Below are 18,828 nucleotides of genomic sequence, written 5' to 3'. Positions count from 1 at the left end.
GCCGCTGTTACTGGACGGCGTCGATGCGCTTCATCAGGTCAGCGTACTGCGCGCCGTATTTTTCACGCACCGAGGCGGTGGCGTCATAGAACGGCTTCTTGTCGACGGTGATGAACTCGACACCGGCGGCCTTGAGCTTCTCTTCACTGGCGGCGGACTTGGCGTCCCACAGCGCGCGCTCTTCCATCTGCGCCTCACGCGCGACCTTCTTCACCAGCGCCTGCTGCTCGGGGGTGAGCTTGTTCCAGGTGGTCTTGGACATCACCACCGGCTCCGGCAGGATCAGGTGGCCGGTCAGGGTGTAGTACTTGGCGTTCTGATAGTGGTTGTGTTCGAGCAGGGTCGGCGGGTTGTTCTCTGCGCCATCGATCACGCCGGTTTGCAGGGCGCTGAAGATTTCCCCGGTGTCCATGGCGATGCCGTTGCCACCCATGGCGTTCATCATGTCGATGAACAGCGGGTTGCCCTGAACGCGAATCTTCATGCCCTTGAGGTCTTCAAGGCTGCGTACGGGCTTCTTGGTGTAGATGCTGCGCGAGCCGCCATCCATCCAGGCCAGGGCCACCAGGTTGAAGTCGGAGTTGGTGATCTTGTCGAGGATCTCCTGGCCGATGTCTCCGTCGATGATCTTGCGCATGTGCTCATGGTCGCGGAACACGAACGGCATGTTGAACACGTTTACATCCGGCACCACCGGGCCAACGATCCCCAGGCTGACGCGGGTCATCTGTACGGCACCGATCTGCGCCTGTTCGATCACTTCCTTTTCCGAGCCCAGCACGCCGCCGGCGAACATCTTGAAGGTGATATCGCCATTGCTGGCTGCTTCAAGTTTTTTGCCCATGTTCTGCTCGGCCACCACGGTGGGATAGCCGGCCGGGTGGATTTCGGCGAACTTGATGTCCAGTGCCGAGGCGGGCATGGCCACGCTGAAGGCGAAGGGGAGTACGGCAAGAAGCAGCTTGCGTTTGAACGTCATGATGAAACTCCGTGGTTTTTATTATCTGGTTTCGGGCGTGCAAGTGTGGGTACGGCAAGGGGCCTTCAGCCCCGGTAGGCAGGCTCCTCCAGGCCTTTGGTGCCAGGGTTTAGGGCAAACACCCCGCCAGCCAGCGGCTGGTCACTGAGGTCGATGCCTGCAGGGCGGATCGAGGTGACGTACAGGATGTCCAGGTTGGCGCCGCCGAAGGCGCACATCGCCGGCTTTTTCACCGGTACGTTGAGTGAGCGATCCAGGCGGCCATCGGGGGTGAAACGGTGGATCTGCCCAGCATCGTTGCCGCAAACCCAGTAGCAGCCGTCCTGGTCGATAGCCGCGCCGTCGGGGCGGCCGGGGTAGCCGCGCATGTCGACGAACAGCCGCTTGTTGCGCGGCGTGCCGCTGTCGGTGTCGTAGTCGAAGGCCCAGACTTTCTGCACGTTGGGGTGCGAGTCGGAGAGGTACATGCGTGCGCCGTCGGGGCTGAAAGCCAGGCCGTTGGGGACGATCATGCCGTCCTGCTGCAGGTGCAGATGGCCTTCGCCGTCATGCCGGTACAGCGCGCCCACGTGGGCACCTTGCTGCATGTCCAGCAGCATGGTGCCGGCCCAGAAGCGGCCCTGGCGATCACAGCGGCCATCGTTGAAACGCATGCCTGCCTGGGCATGTGCCACGCTGCTGAGCAGCCGGCTGTCCAGGCTGCCGTCGGCCTTGGCCTGAAGCTGGAAGATGCCGCTTTCCATGCCGGCAACCCAGCCTTGGCTGCTGCGGGCGATGCAGGCCAGCATCTCGTCGCCCTGCCAGACCTGGTGCTTGCCATCGGCCGCGTGCCAGCGGTGCAGTTGGCGGGCGGGAATGTCGACCCAGTACAGGGCCTGTTCAGCGGCGTGCCACACGGGGCTTTCGCCAGTGCCGTTGCGGGCGTCGACGATCAGTTCGCAGTTCATGGCCGTGCCTCCTGGCGTGCGTGGGGTCAGTTGAACGGGCCGGCCACGGCGAAGGCGCCGCCCTGGTAGACCATGCTCGGGTCATCGGCGGCGGGCGCCGGCTGGGCTTCGACGGCGGCGCGGAAGGCTTCGGAGCTGTCCTTGGGCACATAGCCCAGGTGCTCGGCATGGCGGTTGTCCCACCACACGGTGCGGTTGTCGGAGACGCCGTAGACGATGGTGTGGCCAACGTCGGGCGTGGACAGCCCACGCTCGATCAGTTGCAGCAGGTCGTCATAGCTCAGCCAGGTGCAGAGCATGCGTGGGTTTTGGGGTTGCGGGAACGACGAGCCAATACGGATGCTGACGGTCTCGATGCCGTAGCGGTCGAAGTAGAAACTGGCCACATCTTCGCCGTAGCACTTGGACAGCCCGTAGTAGCTGTCGGGGCGGCGCGGGGCGTGGGCGTCGATGCGCTCATCCTGGCGATAGAAACCGATGGTGTGGTTGGAGCTGGCGAAGATGATGCGCTTCACCCCATGCTTGCGTGCCGCCTCATAGACATGGAATACGCCGCAGATGTTGGGGCCGAGGATGTCTTCGAAGGAATGCTCGGTGGACACGCCGCCGAAATGGATGATGGCGTCAACGCCTTCGACCAGGGCATGTACCGCCGCCTTGTCGGCCAGGTCGCAGGTGATCACTTCTTCATGCGGGCCTGCAGCAGGTGCCATGGGGCTGATGTCGGAAAGGCGCAGGACCTCGGCGTAGCCTTGCAGGCGTTCGCGAAGAACCTTGCCCAGGCCGCCTGCGGCTCCGGTGAGCAGCAGGCGATTGAGGGGAGTAGGGGTCATGGCCGGCTCTTGTTGTTGATTGTTGTAGGTTGTCGTATGACTTCGGTGATTATTGGCGGTGGGTTCGGGTGTTGTCAATGAGGCCTGCGTCTCTTTTGCCGGCCTCTTCGCGGTCAACCCGCGAACACGGACGAAGCCCGTGCCATCCAGCCGCAGGTCTTGATCAGAGCAGCGATAGCGGATAGTTGAAGATCAACCGGTTCTCATCAAACTCGTTATTGCTGTAATCCCGCCGAATCGACGAGTTACGCCACTTCACACTTAAATCCTTGAACGCCCCGCTCTGAATCACATACGCCAGCTCCGTCTCGCGCACCCACTCCTTGCCATCGGTAACCGACCCGGTATGCACATCACGCCCGCTGATATACCGGTTCATCAAGGTCAACCCTGGCACCCCGACCGTGACGAAGTTGAAGTCATGCCTCACCTGCCACGAGCGCTCGTTGGCATTGTCAAAACTGGAGTTGTAGCTGTCGTTGGCCAAGGTCCCGCCGCTGGTGCCATTGACCCGCATCCAGGTATCACCATCGACTTTCTGCAGACCCACCCAGAAGGTGTTGCCGCCGTACTTGGCCGAGAACATCCCCGAATAGGTCTTGTTGTCCAGCTGGCCGGCACGTTCGGAGCCATCCTCATCGCCATGGAAGTAGCCCAGGTTGGCGCCCAGGGTCCAGTCGCCCACCGGCTGGCTGTGGCTCAGTTGCAGGTACTGCTGCTGGTACACATCCTTCAGCACCGCATTCCACAGCCCCACCAGCGTACGGTCCTGGTTGAACTTGTATTCGCCACCGACGAAGTTGAAGCGGTCCGACACGCCACCGCCGTAGCTCATGTCTTCCATGCTGGCGTCGTTGCGCGGGCTGTTGCCGCGGAACTGGCCGCCATACAGGGTCAGCCCGGCAATCTCGTTGGAGGTGATTTGCCCGCCACGGAATGTCTGTGGCAGCGAGCGCCCGTCGTCCGAACGCAGAATCGGCAGCACCGGCATCCACTCGCCAATCTTCAGTTCGGTCTTGGAGATACGCGCCTTGCCGGCGACTGCCAAACGTCCGTAGTCATCCGCCGGCTTGCCATCGTCGTGGCGCGGTAGCAACGCCGTGCCATAGGTGCCGCCGCCGCCGTCGAGCTTGACCGACCATAGCCCCAGCACATCCACCCCGAACCCGACTGGCCCTTCGGTGAACCCCGACCGGGCATCGAGAATGAAGCTTTGTGTCCATTCCTCGGCCTTGCTTTGCGGGTTGCTGGGGTTGGTGAAGTTACGGTTGATGTAGAAGTTGCGCAGCCCGAGGGTGGCCTTGCTGTCTTCGACAAAACCCGCAGCCAGGCTGGTGCCCGGCAGGCCGGCGATGACCCCGGCGCCAAGTAGGGCGAAGGGCAGGGTTTGGCAGATTTTCATTATTGTTGTGCTCCCGAAGGGTGTGGCAGCCCATCCACCGGGCACGCACAAGCGGCCTGCGGCAGGGGCGGGTCGTTAACGGGCCGGTCAGGGCCGGGGGTGAATGCGCGGTAACCGGGTGCTACGTACTGGCGGTTGTACGCAGGCAGGTCTGGGGAATAGGGGGGTGCAACAGACGTGGGTGTAGCGGATCGGGTGTCGACATGAGTTCGTCCACTGATTGTTGTTTTTGTTATGTGTTGTCGTACAACTGTGGGCGATTATTAGCAAGGGGGAGATGGGCTGTCAATGCATAATGGCTGAGCAATCATGGGCAGATACAGCACAAAAATGGCTGCGGAAGCGCTACCGTGAGCGCTCTATAGACATATTACGACTGAGGTAGCCCCTTACACCGCTCCAGCAGCGGGGGCGATCTCCTGTGGTGACAATGTCTTATACAAAACGTGAAGGCTGGCGCGATCTCTGTGGGAGCGGGCTTGTCCCGCGAACACCGGCAAAGCCGGTGCCATCCACCGCGTAGTCAGCTCCCACAGGTATGCACCTGAAAACCGAACACATCGTTTACAACGCAAACCGGAGACATGGTTTACAACTCCAAACCAATTGCCCATGGACCCTGCCACGACCCTGCGCTATCTTCAGATCTGGCCTCGCCCTCGACCACGTAGACTGGCATGTCCAGTCCCGGCACCTCGTTGTGCCGTACCCCCTTGTCGGCGTGGGCGGGGCCTCCTCATTTGCGCAGCGACTGCTGGATAAGTTCGAGCGCTCCCTGGCCCTCGCAGTTCATGCAAGAACGCAGGACCTGCGCCGTAGCGCGCCTCTTTCCTTCAGCCAGTTCATCAAGATTCCCAAACCCGGCTCAGGTAGGCGTTGATGAACCAATCTGGCATGTCGTCCTGATGAAACTCCAGCGTGGTGCCATCAGTAATCTCTGCAAGAAATACAGACTCATCTCCGGAGTTATCGAAAATATAAGCCCGATTTGCTGCGGAAATGGCCTCGGGAAGTAATGAGAGTGTACGAGCATAGCGCTGGATAATTTTGTCTATCGGGACGTCATGCCCGCCATCATCGACCCGGTTTGCTACCCGAAGAATATTGATCTGCGGTGAGTCGGTGGCAACGAAATACAGGTAGGTTCGGTAGCCCATCTGCTGGGCCATTTCCATGAATCGAACCTTCTCCGAAGAAGACATTACTGTCTCGAACGTGAAGCTGATTCCGCGTTCGAGCAATTGATGACGGATGAGGTCTGCAATGACTGCAGCGTGGTAGGAATTTATATCCACGCCTCGGAGGTCGATTTTTTGGCCTGAGAGTGTTAGCTGGCCTGTGCTCTCCTGCAGGCCTGCCCTTATGATCAATGGATGCTGTGTGAGATACATCCGTAATGCCTGCTCGGTGAGCTCAAGGCCATAATCACTCAGGTCGATAAACCCTGTCGTTTTGGCAGACTTTTCCAGTTCATCAGCATTGACGTAAAGGTTGACCAGCCGAGCCGGAATCTGGTCCTTGATGGTGCTTTTGCCAGACCCATTAGGGCCGGCAAAAACGCGAAGCTTAGGCGCGCCCACTGAGCTTGCGCACGGTGAAGCGCTGTCCGGTTTTCACCTTCAGCCCCGGCTTGGTTTCTGCAAGCACTTCAACATGCCCGTCAGCGTGGGTTGCGATGATGTGGTTGTTATCGACGGTGACAACCGTATGCCCCGCTGCAACAGCCCGGAAATACGCAAGGCGTGTAGCAGCTGCAGCCATCTCTGGGATCTGGTTCTCCAGATTCTCGATAGCCTTGTCGCTAAGCTGGTTTTCGCGCAAGGTTGCCATAGCTTTTCCTGGTTTGATCACACGCGTAGATTGATTGCTCATCAGTGTAATAGCCTTGGCAGGTAACCAGAAGGCCGCGAGTGTGGTTTTTGCGGGCAGTGTTGAATCAAAATCCTACAAAAGCAGCACGACTTGCCCAAGAAGGGCCGCAAAACGGCCCCAATTGGCCCACTGACCGGCAGTAGACTGATCCCGCTTCCACTGGTTCTGCAATAGCCGGAACCGCGTATTAGCAGAGCACGCAAACGCTGTTTAGGCTAACGGAATCAGTCCAGGCATCCGAGTTCGGTGTGGGAGCGGGTTCACCCGCGAAAGGGCCAGAACAGGCAAAAATCGCACGCTAAACCCCATGCATCCGCAGCGCCCGCTGCGCGCACTCCCGCCAACTCAATTTGCGCTTCTCCACCGGCCCCGGCAGCTCAACTTCCCCGGCCAGCACCACCGGCATATCCCGCATCCTCATCCAAGGCTCGCTCTGCCAATACAACAGCGTCACGCTTCGCCCACCAGGCCAGCACATCTGCCCCAGCCGCGGCGCATCGTCCACGCCATCAGCCTGAGCATCACGCAGCACCGCCACCACCTCATGCGTCAGCCACCAGCGCAAATGGCGGTTCTCCGGCACATGGTGATGCGCCAACAAGGTATACGCCCCGGACTCACTGACCATGGTGGTCTCTTGGTACTTGCCATAGCGCACCAGCCGCACAGTGCGGTACTGGTCCGGGTCGAGCTTGCGCATGCAGTGTTCGTCGAAGAAGTGACCGCTCAGCCGGCCGAGTTCGTGGGCGCAGAACCAGGCTTGGGATTCGAGCCAGAGGGTGTGGAGAGGGCGGTTGTGGCGGGTGAAGAGGGTGGGTGTTTGAAGGTCAGTCATGGCTGGCCTCCTTAATCCTCTGAGAACTGAGCAGGCGAGACGCATGTGCGAAGCGCCTAGGATTGTTTGATTTGGTAGGCATTTCCGTTACCTCTACGTGATTTCAGCTTTCTTAGGGCTGGGTGTCGGGAGCTAAGAAATCCCACGTAGCGGACCGGACGTATTCCCCTTTCGGGTCTTGTATTAGTCCGCTCCCGACATAACACGTTTTCTGCGCGCAGGATTAAACCACAGGCAAAAAAATGCCGCATCTGTCGGGGCGGATTGACCGCTACGTGAGGCGTTTCTTAGGCGCCATCACAAATCTAAGCTTTGGTGGAAGGATGGTCAAGATTAATATTTGTAGGAGTTGTCTGAAAATCTATTTTATATAGACGCCGATGTAATCTCTGAATATGATTTCCCCATCAGCATCTTTTATGACTGCTTCCATTGTGTGTAACCCTCTGTAAGCAGTTGAGTCATGGTGTACATGGCTGTCACCAGTGAAGAAGGGCGACTGTGAATTTGTATCTCGAAAAATCGTCTTCTTTGGATAGAGGTATCTTCCCATGCTTTTAAAGAGCTGAGCTTCTTTCCCATGGTTGGTCTTAATGAGTTGAAGCTCAAGTGGGAATTTTTGCGTTTGATATACATCCCGGCCCAGTGTTATCTTGAACCTCAGGCTCTCTTTCTTTTCAAGTGTTGATGATACCGATGGGTATTCAATTAAGTGCTCACCTATAGATCTATAGCACTTGTAGGTTATGCCGTTACAGCTTAAACAATTGGAGCTTGTGAAGGACTCCTTAAGCTCTGGGTCGAAAGGCAGGATGTCTCTATACTTTTCGTGGGATAGTTCCCAAACTTTATATGTATGCTGCTTGCCCTCTCTGTCGGTGTAGGTTCGAGGGAGGGTTGGGGTGTCAATAATCTCGCGTTCACCTTTGGCGTTTGTCTGCGTGCGAGATCTAACTTTCCTGTAGTCAGCAGGGAAATCAATTTCGCTCAAAATGCTATCGCCCAACATTGCTTTGTTCTTTCCTGCAATGCTTTGCAGTTTTGAGGCTACATCCACGTAAAATGAAGTTGGCGTTACCTCGGATACGCCGCGCAGTCCGTATGATGACCATAGGACCTTTTCAGTTGAACCGAAGTCTAAGCCAATGCGGAAACCCAAATAATCTGCTTTCGGATCTTGATAGTATGTTTGCTCGAGCACCGGGATTATTGTGCCCGTCATTAGCGCCTCAAGAACTGAGGTGCAGTTTATAGCATTAACAATGCTATCTTCTATGGACTGTTTTTTACCACCAAAGAACGCAAGCATTGCGTCCCCCATAAACCTGTGAACGTGCCCATCCATGGCTCGGACAGTATCAGCTGCGGCTTTCAAAATGGTGTTTTTGATGGCGACAACTTCATGAAGCTCATAAATGAAAGTAAGGCGTGTTGAGTTTTTTATGTCCAAGAAAAGCGAGCATATAAAGTGGTTTTCTTGATTTTCCGTGTCGGCAAGCTCGGCAAAGTCTGGGTGCGTACCAATGGTTCCGTTATTGGTTCCAGGTTTGCCAAATGCTAGGCGGATATCAGTTTGGATATTTTGGTGGTTAAGTTCGGCGGGAGATGAAGAATTTGTGGCAGTGGCAATGCCGCTATCGAATGCTCGACCAGAGAAACTCTCGGCTGCATATATGGATTTTGCTATGGTTTTCTTTCGCTCGCTGTTTAGCATTCGAGAAAATGTGTCGCGAGAGATACTTTTTTTCATGGTTTTTTACCCGAATGAGCCAAAGAAGCATAGCGATAAAAAAATGAAAATTGCTAAAAAATGGATGATAAGGATCGATGTTATGACTTGTATTTTTTGAAATTTTTTGGAGGCTATTGTTGCAAGTGTGTGGACCTGTGTGGTCAGATCTTTGAGGTAATCTATGTCGGAGATTTCTAGGAAGCTTCTCTCAAAGCTGTCTTCTTTCTTGTGATGGTTAGCAATATCTCCGAAGAAAATCAGAGAATTGCCATGGAAGGCACTCTTTCTACTATAAGTTACGGGGAAAATAACAGTGCATGCCAAAACCATGCAGATCCCGGCGAGTATCAGGCTGATGCCAGATGCTAGCGCTATTGAGACAACAAATGGCATCTGTGAGGTGGCAAAACTGATTTTGCCCAGTAAGGTGAAGATAAGCGCGATTGCTGCTGCGCAGTAGGACATTACAATGGTGCACTTGGTGTTGGTGGAGCCAATATAGGTGTCTATGCGTTTTAGTACTTCAAATTGATTTTTTAATTTTAGTTCAATAGATTTTGCATCATGTACAAATTCAGGTTGCATAATGAAACCATGTTTGCTTGATGTGGGGTTGGTTCTTATTAATGTTCTTTGTATTGCGGTCGATGTGTAGCTGCAATTGATGCAGCTACACTAAATTGTGGGAAAATTAAATTAGTCCCAGCTCAACGCCCCACCGGTCTGATACTCAATCACCCGCGTCTCAAAGAAGTTCTTCTCCTTCTTCAAGTCCATGATCTCGCTCATCCATGGGAACGGGTTGGTAGTCCCCGGATACTCTTCTTTCAAACCAATCTGGGTCAGGCGACGGTTGGCGATGAACTTGAGGTAATCCTCCATCATCGCCGCGTTCATGCCCAGTACGCCGCGAGGCATGGTGTCACGGGCGTATTCGATCTCCAGCTGGGTCCCTTGCAGGATCATCTGGGTCGCTTCTTCCTTCATCGCCGCGTCCCACAGGTGCGGGTTTTCGATCTTGATCTGGTTGATCACGTCGATACCGAAGTTCAGGTGCATCGACTCGTCACGCAGGATGTACTGGAACTGCTCGGCCACGCCGGTCATCTTGTTGCGGCGGCCCATGGACAGGATCTGGGTGAAGCCGCAGTAGAAGAAGATGCCTTCCAGTACGCAGTAGTAGGCGATCAGGTTGCGCAGCAGTTCTTTGTCGGTTTCGACGGTGCCGGTGTTGAATTCCGGGTCGGAGATGGCGCGTGTGTACTTCAGGCCCCAGGCGGCTTTTTTCGCGACCGACGGGATCTCGTGGTACATGTTGAAGATCTCGCCTTCATCCATGCCCAGCGACTCGATGCAGTACTGGTAGGCGTGGGTGTGGATCGCCTCTTCGAAGGCCTGGCGCAGGATGTACTGGCGGCACTCCGGGTTGGTGATCAGGCGGTACACGGCCAGGGCCAGGTTGTTGGCAACCAGCGAGTCGGCGGTGGAGAAGAAGCCCAGGTTGCGCATGACGATGCGGCGCTCGTCTTCGGTCAGGCCGTCCTGGCTCTTCCACAGGGCGATGTCGGCGGTCATGTTGACCTCCTGCGGCATCCAGTGGTTGGCGCAGCCGTCCAGGTACTTCTGCCAGGCCCAGTCGTACTTGAACGGTACCAGCTGGTTCAGGTCGGCGCGGCAGTTGATCATGCGCTTTTCGTCTACCGCAACGCGGGCAGAGGAACCTTCCAACTCAGCCAGGCCTTCGGCAATGTCGAGGGCGTCGAGGGCGGCCTTGGCACGTTTGACCGCTTCGGAGTCAGACGCGGTGGCTGCACGGGCTTCCAGGGCGGCGGCACCACCGGCGCTGTCGAGCTTGTCGAGGGTGGCAGCGGCAGTGGCCTGCGCAGGGGTGTTGCCTTTGGCGGCTACTTCGCCGTCTTCCTTGTCGAATTCGTCCCAGCTCAGCATGGTGATTGGCTCCTGCTTGAGGGTCGCCCTGGGGCAACCGGTTGGATTTTAAGAATGTGATGCCTGACGCACGGCCGGTAGCGGCGAATGGACAGCTTGGAGAGGCTGACTCTCGTTAACATCTAAATGTGTTCTGGCTTGTACCTGGCCAGGCCTCGGGGAGGGGCCAGGACAATTGAATGGTGCTCTTTTCAGAGGGCGCAAAGTATACCGGAATTCACCTTCGATCGGGGCGCGTGTGTTGCCGGCGAGGGTAACTTTTTCGACCGGTTTTGCGTGCGTCCGTTCACGAAATGGCTGTGTTCGTCTACGGGGGGAGAGTGTAGCGCCAACCTATATGTTGTGCCAGTTTAAATTTGTAGGCACATCATATGGTGTTTTTGTCAAAGGATGTGTTAGCCGAACGGGCCTCAGCGCGGGCTTGCCGGCGATGAGGCCCGGCAACATTAGCTGCGGTGGGTATGCAGCGTTTCGACAATGTGCGTCTTGGGCTGCTTGCGTGCTGCTTCGACCGAAGTGAAGCGGCCGGTTTCTGCGTTACGGCCAATCTTGCGAGTTACCACTTTTTTCCGCGCCATGGGCTTGCGTCCTTTTTAGAGAGGTCCAGTCCTTTTACCGAACCGTATACGCAGCGGGAAAAGGGCAGGGCTTCTCAGTGACGCAGATACAAAAATGCCGCGCGGGGCACCCTTGGGCACCCCGCGCGGCATCCAGGCCTTACTGGCAGGCTTCGCAGTCAGGCTCGTCGATCGCGCAGGCCTTCGGCACTGGCGCAGGGCCGGCTGCCTGGACCGGGGCGCTGTCGCCACCGCTGGAAACGGCGTTGAGCTTGCCGGTGTTGATGGTCGACTTCTCGGTGCTGGTCGCGGCCAGGGCACGGAGGTAGTAGGTGGTTTTCAGGCCACGGTACCAGGCCATGCGGTAGGTCACGTCCAGCTTCTTGCCCGAAGCGCCAGCGATGTACAGGTTCAGCGACTGAGCCTGGTCGATCCACTTCTGGCGACGCGAGGCAGCATCGACAATCCACTTGGTTTCCACTTCGAACGCAGTGGCGTAGAGGTCTTTCAGCTCTTGCGGAATACGCTCGATCTGTTGCACCGAACCGTCGTAGTACTTCAGGTCGTTGATCATGACCGAGTCCCACAGGCCACGGGCTTTCAGGTCGCGGACCAGGTACGGGTTGATCACGGTGAACTCGCCCGACAGGTTCGATTTCACGTACAGGTTCTGGTAGGTCGGCTCGATCGACTGCGAAACGCCAGTGATGTTGGCGATGGTCGCGGTTGGCGCGATGGCCATGATGTTCGAGTTACGAATACCTTTTTGTACGCGGGCACGTACCGGAGCCCAGTCCAGGGTCTCGTTCAGGTCGACGTCGATGTACTTCTGGCCACGGGCCTCGATCAGGATCTGTTGCGAATCCAGCGGCAGGATGCCCTTGGACCACAGCGAGCCCTGGAACGTCTCGTACGCACCGCGCTCATCGGCCAGGTCGCAAGAAGCCTGGATGGCGAAGTAGCTGACCGCTTCCATCGACTTGTCGGCGAACTCGACCGCAGCATCGGAACCGTAGGCGATGTGCTGCAGGTACAGAGCGTCCTGGAAGCCCATGATGCCCAGGCCGACAGGGCGGTGCTTGAGGTTCGAGTTACGCGCTTGCGGCACCGAGTAGTAGTTGATGTCGATCACGTTGTCGAGCATGCGCACGGCGGTGTTAACGGTGCGTTGCAGCTTGGCGGTGTCCAGCTTGCCGTCGACGATGTGGTTCGGCAGGTTGATCGAGCCCAGGTTGCAGACTGCGATCTCGTCCTTGTTGGTGTTCAGGGTGATCTCGGTGCACAGGTTCGAGCTGTGGACCACGCCCACGTGCTGCTGCGGCGAACGCAAGTTGCACGGGTCCTTGAAGGTCAGCCACGGGTGGCCGGTCTCGAACAGCATCGACAGCATCTTGCGCCACAGGTCTTTGGCCTGGATGGTCTTGAACACCTTGATCTTGTTGTACTCGGTCAGGGCCTCGTAGTACTCGTAGCGCTCTTCGAAGGCCTTGCCGGTCAGGTCGTGCAGGTCTGGCACTTCCGAAGGCGAGAACAGGGTCCACTTGCCGTCATCGAAGACGCGCTTCATGAACAGGTCCGGGATCCAGTTGGCGGTGTTCATGTCGTGGGTACGACGGCGGTCATCACCGGTGTTTTTACGCAGCTCGATGAATTCTTCGATGTCCAGGTGCCAGGTTTCCAGGTAGGCACATACGGCGCCCTTGCGCTTGCCACCCTGGTTCACGGCAACGGCGGTGTCGTTGACCACTTTCAGGAACGGTACAACGCCCTGGGACTTGCCGTTGGTGCCCTTGATGTAGGAGCCCAGTGCGCGAACAGGGGTCCAGTCGTTGCCCAGGCCACCGGCGAATTTCGACAGCATGGCGTTGTCGTGGATCGCGTGGTAGATGCCCGACAGGTCGTCCGGCACGGTGGTCAGGTAGCAGCTGGACAGCTGCGGGCGCAGGGTGCCGGCGTTGAACAGGGTCGGGGTCGAGGCCATGTAGTCGAAGGACGACAACAGGTTGTAGAACTCGATCGCGCGGGCTTCCTTGTCTTTCTCTTCCAGCGCCAGGCCCATGGCCACACGCATGAAGAACACCTGCGGCAGCTCGAAGCGTACGCCATCCTTGTGGATGAAGTAGCGGTCGTACAGGGTCTGCAGGCCCAGGTAGGTGAACTGCTGGTCGCGCTCGTGGTTGATCGCCTTGCCCAGTTTTTCCAGGTCGAAGTCAGCCAGGGCAGGGTTCAGCAGCTCGAACTCGATACCTTTGGCGACATAGGCCGGCAGAGCCTTGGCGTACAGGTCGGCCATTTCGTGGTGGGTGGCGCTGTCGGCTACATTCAGGAAGCCCAGGCCTTCGGCGCGCAGGGTGTCCATCAGCAGGCGGGCGGTGACGAACGAGTAGTTCGGCTCGCGCTCAACCAGGGTACGGGCGGTCATCACCAGGGCGGTGTTGACGTCCTTGATGGCCACGCCGTCGTACAGGTTCTTCAGGGTTTCGCGCTGGATCAGGTCGCCATCGACTTCGGCCAGGCCTTCGCAGGCTTCGCTGATGATGGTGTTCAGGCGGGCCATGTCGAGCGGCGCCAGGCTGCCGTCGGCCAGGGTGATGCGGATGGACGGGTGCGGCTCGACCACGGCATCGGTGTTGGCGCGGGTGGCACGCTCTTTGGCACGCTGGTCGCGGTAGATCACGTAGTCACGGGCGACTTTCTGCTCGCCGGCGCGCATCAGGGCCAGTTCGACCTGGTCCTGGATTTCTTCGATGTGGATGGTGCCACCCGATGGCATGCGACGTTTGAACGTGGCGGTAACCTGCTCGGTCAGGCGCGCGACGGTGTCGTGGATGCGCGACGAAGCGGCAGCGGTGCCGCCTTCAACTGCGAGGAACGCCTTGGTGATGGCCACGGTGATCTTGTCGTCGGTGTAAGGGACGACAGTGCCGTTGCGCTTGATCACGCGCAGTTGGCCAGGGGCGGTGGCGGCCAGATCCTGGTTGGAATCGGCAGCTTGCGGCACCTTGGCTTGCGGGTTCTCGCGAGTTGTGTCGGTTTGCATGGGTGGGTGTCTCCACAGTTTCTATAGTGTTCAGGCGCCTTTTGGGCGCCCACCGTTCCGTCCACTTGCTCGATGCCCCGGCGGGGATGCGCAATGCATGCGCATCCGCCCGCGCGGGCGTACCGACTTCGGGACAGACTCAGGAATAAGGGCAATAGCTCGCCGCTCCCTGGCCGAAGTCAAAGGTTCTGGGCCTGAGCCCAAAATCTGTTGCTGATGGGTGTCAGGCCTGGCCTGCAACACCCATACCCGAACAAGGCCCTGTAAGGGCTTGCCTCGGTCGCCTCCGCAGGAGCGGTTTGGCTGCTGGAATCACTTGAAGTTCAGCCCTGAAATCGCTCGATTTTGCGGGTTGACTTTTGTGTGTGATTTTGCACGAACCCCAACATCTAGTGGTTCGCTGCGATCGGGATACAAGATAATGCGGTATTGGGGCCTTTGCAAGGCGAGCGCCTGTGGATAACTTGTGCGTACTTTGTGTGTGAATGGTGGGTATTCGCTGTAGGCCTTGTGCCAAGTGGTTTGCAGTATTTTTCTGCGCCTTGCTGCCCCGGGGCAGTTTTTTTCGGGCGCGAACCGTATCACAAAAAACGGTTCAGTCGAGGGGGCTGTGAGTGGCTTGGCAGTGCCGGGGGCGGGACGTAGTATCCGAGGCAGATGTTGCCTTTTGGTTAAAGGGGTATGTTGCCTGTGCCGGGCTCTTCGCGGGCACAGGCAGAAGAAAAACAACAAGCGAAGGCCTAAGCCATGGACCATCCCACCCCCCGCATCCTCATTGTCGAAGACGACCAACGCCTGGCCGAGCTCACCGCCGAGTACTTGCAGGCCAACGGCTTCGAGGTCAGCGTCGAGGGCGATGGCGCCCGGGCAGCACGGCGCATCGTCGACGGCCAGCCCGACCTGGTCATCCTCGACCTGATGCTGCCCGGCGAGGACGGCCTGAGCATCTGCCGCCGTGTACGCAGCCAGTACCCGGGCCCGATCCTGATGCTCACTGCCCGCAGCGACGAACTCGACCAGGTCCAGGGCCTCGACCTGGGGGCCGACGACTACGTCTGCAAACCGGTGCGCCCACGCCTGCTGCTGGCGCGAATCCAGGCCCTGCTGCGTCGCAGCGAAACCGTGGACAACAAGCGCCAGGCGCTGGCCTTCGGCGCGCTGCGTATCGACAACCGCCTGCGCGAGGCGCGCCTGGGTGAACAGCTGGTCGACCTGACCGGCGCCGAGTTCGATTTGCTCTGGCTGCTGGCCAGCAACGCCGGCCGGGTGCTGACCCGTGAGCAGATCTTCACCGCGCTGCGCGGCGTAGGCTACGATGGCCAGGACCGTTCCATCGACATCCGCATTTCAAAAATTCGCCCCAAGATCGGCGATGATCCACTCCAGCCTCGCTTGATCAAAACCCTGCGCAGCAAGGGTTACCTGTTTGTCGGCGAGGCGCCATGAACAACTCGATCTTCCTGCGAATCTACGGCGGCATGCTGGCTGTGCTGGTGCTGGTGGCCCTGCTTGGCATACTCAGCCTGCACCTGGTCAACGAAGTGCGCGCCGCCCAGCACCGCGAAGGCCTGGCCCAGGGCACATTCAGCCTGATGGCCGACAACCTCGCACAGCAGAATGACACCGAACGCAAACGCTCCCTGCTGATCTGGGAGCGCCTGCTGGGCGTGCCGCTGGCGTTGCAGCCCATGACTGCGCGCACCCTCGACGGTGGCCAGCGGGCGCGGCTGTACCGTGGCCTGGTGGTGGTAGAAAAGACTGGCCCGCATGCGGCACAAGTGCTACGCAAGGTCGGCCAAGAGGACCTGATGCTGGTCGCGCAGATCAAACAGATCAGCGAACAGCTGGCGCGGGCCACCCTGTACCTGCTGGCCGATGAGCTGGTGCGTTACCCGATCACCGAACAGCAGCAGCGGCTGGCTCAGATCAAGCAGGAAAAAGGCTTCGGCTTTGGTGTCGCCCTGCAGCGCATCGAGCGGGTAAGCCTGGACGATGACCAGCGGCGCCGGGTCGAGGAGGGCGACACCGTGATGGCGCTGGGCAGGGATGGGGACTCTATCCGGGTATTTGCGGGGCTATCAGGCTCGCCCTGGGTACTGGAGATCGGCCCGTTGTACCAGCTCAACCCGTATCCGCCGCAGTTGCTGATATTGATCGCCTTCCTTGGCCTATGTCTGATCGGCCTGGTGGTCTACCTGCTGGTGCGCCAGCTGGAGCGCCGTGTGTCGGGCCTGGAGGTTGCCGCCACACGCATTGCCCAAGGCAGCCTGGACACCCGCGTTCCCGCCGGTGACGCCGACTCGGTCGGGCGCCTGGCCGCTGCCTTCAACGGCATGGCCGAGCACTTGCAGCGCTCGCTGACCATGCAGCGTGAGCTGGTGCGGGCGGTGTCCCACGAGCTGCGCACGCCGGTTGCGCGCCTGCGTTTTGGCCTGGAGATGATTGAAAGCGCCACCACCGAACAGGCGCGGGCCAAGCACCTGGCGGGCATGGACGGGGATATCCAGGACCTCGACAAGCTGGTTGACGAGATGCTGACCTATGCCCGCCTGGAGCAGGGCGCGCCGGCCTTGAAGTTCCAGCGGGTAGACCTGGACGCCTTGCTCGACCGCGTGATCGAAGAGCTGGCACCACTGCGTGCCGAGGTGCGGGTGGTGCGTGGCGACTGCCAGGGCGCGGATGCCGACGGTGCCTGGGTCGAGGCCGAGCCGCGTTACCTGCACCGGGCTTTGCAGAACCTGGTCGGCAATGCCATGCGCCATGCCGAGCGCGAAGTGCGCCTGAGCTACCAGCTGGGGCAGCAACGCTGCCGGATTGATGTGGAAGATGACGGCCCAGGTATCCCAGAGGGCTTCTGGGACCGTATTTTCACCCCGTTCACCCGCCTCGACGACAGCCGTACACGGGCCTCGGGTGGTCATGGCCTGGGCCTGTCGATCGTGCGGCGGATCATCTACTGGCACGCAGGCCGGGCCACGGTGGGGCGCAGCGAGGCGCTGGGCGGCGCCTGCTTCAGCCTGAACTGGCCGCGCCAGCAGGCTCCTCTGTAAAGGTCAGGCGCTGACCAGGCTGAGCAGGTGGCCGTCCTGCAGGCTGAACTGGCCCTGCAGCTCTGCGCCGTGCTGCCATTGTGGCGACAGGTCGGTGAGCAGGCGCAGGCGCGCCAGGCCATCGGCGGACCATTCCAGCACTTCGGCGTGCTCGAAATAGAAGCGCTGGCGAGTGAGCGGGTAGAGGGTCTTGAACAGGCTTTCTTTCAGCGAGAAGGTCAGGGTGACCGTCAGGCCGAGCTGGCGACGGTCCAGGCGTTCGAGTTCGGACGGGGTAAGGATTTCGCCCATCAGCCGTTCGGCGCGCTCGTCATCCAGCAGGGATTCCTGATCCAGCCCCAGGCCTTGGCAACTGCCCTGGGCCGCGACCACGGCGGCGGCCCAGCCTTTGCCATGGGTGATCGAACCGAGGATACCTGCCGGCCAGATCGGTGAGCGGTCCTCGTGGGTGCCAGGCACGTAATTGCGGCCATCCAGGCGTTGCAGTGCAGCACGGGCGCATACGCGGCCGGCAAGGTACTCGGCCTGGCGCTTGGCCACCGAGCGTTGCAGGCTGGCACTGGGCACGATGCCGGCACGCTGGAAGTCATCGGCGGCCAGGAGGGCGGGGTCAAAGGCGCAACTGACCAGCAATGCGCCGGGTAGTGGGCGGGGCAAGGGCCAGTGGTGCTGGAGCGGGGCGCAACAGGCGGGGAGTGTGTTCATGGGGCATATTGTGCCTGCCCCGGCAATGGGCCGCAAAGCGGCCCCCGGCAATCTTTACTTGAACACTTTCTTGAAAAACGCCTGCATATCCGCCCAAGAGCTTTCATCCGCCGCCTTGTTATAGCCAATGTCCGGCCCGCCATGCTCGCCATGGCTCAACCGGTCGGCATCCGGGTTGGTAAACCCGTGCTTGGCGCCTTCAATACTGACGAATTCATAGTTGACCTTGGCCGCCTCCATTTCTGCCTTGAACGCATCCACCTGCTGCTGGGTGACCATGCTGTCTGCCGCCCCGTGCTCGACCAGGATATCGGCCCGCACCACGCCCGGTTTTGCCGGTGTCTGGGTGGCCAGTGCGCCATGGAAGCTCACCACGCCGTCCAGCTTCTCGCCCCGGCGCGCGGCATCGAGCACCACCTTGCCGCCGAAGCAGTAACCGACAGCGCCCAGTTGATGCTTGTTGGTATTCGGTTGCAGCTTCAACAGTTCAAGGCCGGCGTCGAAGCGTGCTGCCGCCGCTGCCGGGTCCTTCATGGCGGCAGCCATGAACGCCTGGGCGTCCTGCGGGTGTTCGGTGTGCTTACCGTCGCCATACATGTCGATGGCCAGCGCGTTGTAGCCCAATGCGGCCAGGTCGCGGGCGCGGCGCTTGGCGTAATCGTTCAGCCCCCACCATTCATGCACCACGACAATGCCGGGGCGCTTGCCCTCGATGGCGTCGTCGTAGGCGTAATAGCCGACCAGGCGGTTGCCATCGGCGTCCTGGTAAGGGATTTCACGGGTTTGTACCGCCGCTTGGGCTAAGGCGGCGCTGCACATCAGGGTCAGGGCCAGCAGGGCACGCATGGTTACTACTCCTTGTCTTGCAGACAGTTCGTTCAGCCGGTGTTCAGCCAGGGTTCAGTCGCGGTTCAGGGTGCCCTGCTTAC

The 18,828-nt window shown here is 59.2% G+C and carries 16 protein-coding genes; 2 read left to right on the top strand and 14 right to left on the bottom strand.

Features of this window, described 5'->3' with window-relative positions; genetic code table 11:
- Positions 1–7: 7 nt before the first annotated feature.
- The 12 genes from B9A31_RS12570 to B9A31_RS12520 form a co-directional block, all read right to left on the bottom strand.
- Entirely contained in the window at positions 8–979 is a 972-nt protein-coding gene (locus B9A31_RS12570) for a TRAP transporter substrate-binding protein (RefSeq protein ID WP_019098126.1), read from the bottom strand.
- Positions 980–1,044: 65 nt separating this feature from the next.
- Positions 1,045–1,926, bottom strand: a complete 882-nt coding sequence (locus B9A31_RS12565; RefSeq protein WP_019098125.1) for a glucurono-1,5-lactonase — start codon at positions 1,924–1,926, stop codon at positions 1,045–1,047.
- A 26-nt stretch (positions 1,927–1,952) separates the two neighbouring features.
- Positions 1,953–2,759, bottom strand: coding sequence for an NAD-dependent epimerase/dehydratase family protein (locus tag B9A31_RS12560; RefSeq protein ID WP_019098124.1), 807 nt, complete (start codon positions 2,757–2,759; stop codon positions 1,953–1,955).
- Between the two features lie 163 nt (positions 2,760–2,922).
- Positions 2,923–4,161 carry an OprD family porin gene (locus B9A31_RS12555; protein ID WP_019098123.1) on the bottom strand — a complete coding sequence of 413 codons (1,239 nt, stop codon included), beginning with the start codon at positions 4,159–4,161 and terminating at the stop codon, positions 2,923–2,925.
- Between the two features lie 845 nt (positions 4,162–5,006).
- A complete protein-coding gene (locus B9A31_RS12550) occupies positions 5,007–5,741 on the bottom strand; it encodes a zeta toxin family protein (protein WP_084297034.1) in 735 nt (244 codons plus the stop codon).
- Entirely contained in the window at positions 5,728–5,991 is a 264-nt protein-coding gene (locus B9A31_RS12545; protein WP_084297033.1) for a hypothetical protein, read from the bottom strand. The genes B9A31_RS12550 and B9A31_RS12545 overlap by 14 nt, the downstream gene beginning before the upstream one ends.
- 340 nt (positions 5,992–6,331) lie before the next feature.
- Positions 6,332–6,868 (bottom strand): BRO-N domain-containing protein, encoded by a 537-nt coding sequence (locus B9A31_RS12540; protein ID WP_084297032.1) that lies wholly within the window; start codon positions 6,866–6,868, stop codon positions 6,332–6,334.
- Positions 6,869–7,229: 361 nt separating this feature from the next.
- Positions 7,230–8,618 carry a nucleotide-binding domain-containing protein gene (locus tag B9A31_RS12535; protein WP_143512048.1) on the bottom strand — a complete coding sequence of 463 codons (1,389 nt, stop codon included), beginning with the start codon at positions 8,616–8,618 and terminating at the stop codon, positions 7,230–7,232.
- A gap of 6 nt (positions 8,619–8,624) precedes the next feature.
- Positions 8,625–9,185, bottom strand: a complete 561-nt coding sequence (locus B9A31_RS12530; RefSeq protein ID WP_143512046.1) for a Pycsar system effector family protein — start codon at positions 9,183–9,185, stop codon at positions 8,625–8,627.
- A gap of 111 nt (positions 9,186–9,296) precedes the next feature.
- Positions 9,297–10,547, bottom strand: a complete 1,251-nt coding sequence (locus tag B9A31_RS12525; RefSeq protein WP_019098122.1) for a ribonucleotide-diphosphate reductase subunit beta — start codon at positions 10,545–10,547, stop codon at positions 9,297–9,299.
- Positions 10,548–10,993: 446 nt separating this feature from the next.
- Complete coding sequence (locus B9A31_RS27500) at positions 10,994–11,125, bottom strand: hypothetical protein (protein WP_016712030.1); 132 nt, start codon at positions 11,123–11,125, stop codon at positions 10,994–10,996.
- Between the two features lie 139 nt (positions 11,126–11,264).
- Complete coding sequence (locus B9A31_RS12520) at positions 11,265–14,144, bottom strand: ribonucleoside-diphosphate reductase subunit alpha (RefSeq protein ID WP_016712029.1); 2,880 nt, start codon at positions 14,142–14,144, stop codon at positions 11,265–11,267.
- Positions 14,145–14,891: 747 nt separating this feature from the next.
- Here B9A31_RS12520 and B9A31_RS12510 point away from each other — a divergent pair.
- Together B9A31_RS12510 and B9A31_RS12505 are read left to right on the top strand one after the other, a co-directional pair.
- Positions 14,892–15,590, top strand: a complete 699-nt coding sequence (locus B9A31_RS12510; RefSeq protein WP_019098121.1) for a response regulator — start codon at positions 14,892–14,894, stop codon at positions 15,588–15,590.
- Positions 15,587–17,194 (top strand): ATP-binding protein, encoded by a 1,608-nt coding sequence (locus tag B9A31_RS12505; RefSeq protein WP_027615350.1) that lies wholly within the window; start codon positions 15,587–15,589, stop codon positions 17,192–17,194. The genes B9A31_RS12510 and B9A31_RS12505 overlap by 4 nt, the downstream gene beginning before the upstream one ends.
- Positions 17,195–17,197: 3 nt before the next feature.
- Here the strand turns inward: B9A31_RS12505 and B9A31_RS12500 are convergent, their stop codons facing one another.
- On the bottom strand, positions 17,198–17,899 hold the full coding sequence (locus tag B9A31_RS12500) for a 4'-phosphopantetheinyl transferase family protein (RefSeq protein ID WP_019098120.1): 702 nt from the start codon (positions 17,897–17,899) through the stop codon (positions 17,198–17,200).
- A gap of 54 nt (positions 17,900–17,953) precedes the next feature.
- Positions 17,954–18,745: a dienelactone hydrolase family protein gene (locus tag B9A31_RS12495; RefSeq protein WP_016712025.1), complete on the bottom strand. Its 792-nt coding sequence runs from the start codon at positions 18,743–18,745 to the stop codon at positions 17,954–17,956.
- Positions 18,746–18,828 lie beyond the last annotated feature (83 nt).

Origin of the sequence: Pseudomonas sp. URIL14HWK12:I5 (genome assembly GCF_900176445.1) — a bacterium.
Classification (GTDB): domain Bacteria; phylum Pseudomonadota; class Gammaproteobacteria; order Pseudomonadales; family Pseudomonadaceae; genus Aquipseudomonas; species Aquipseudomonas monteilii.
This window is presented reverse-complemented; position numbering and strand designations above follow the sequence as displayed.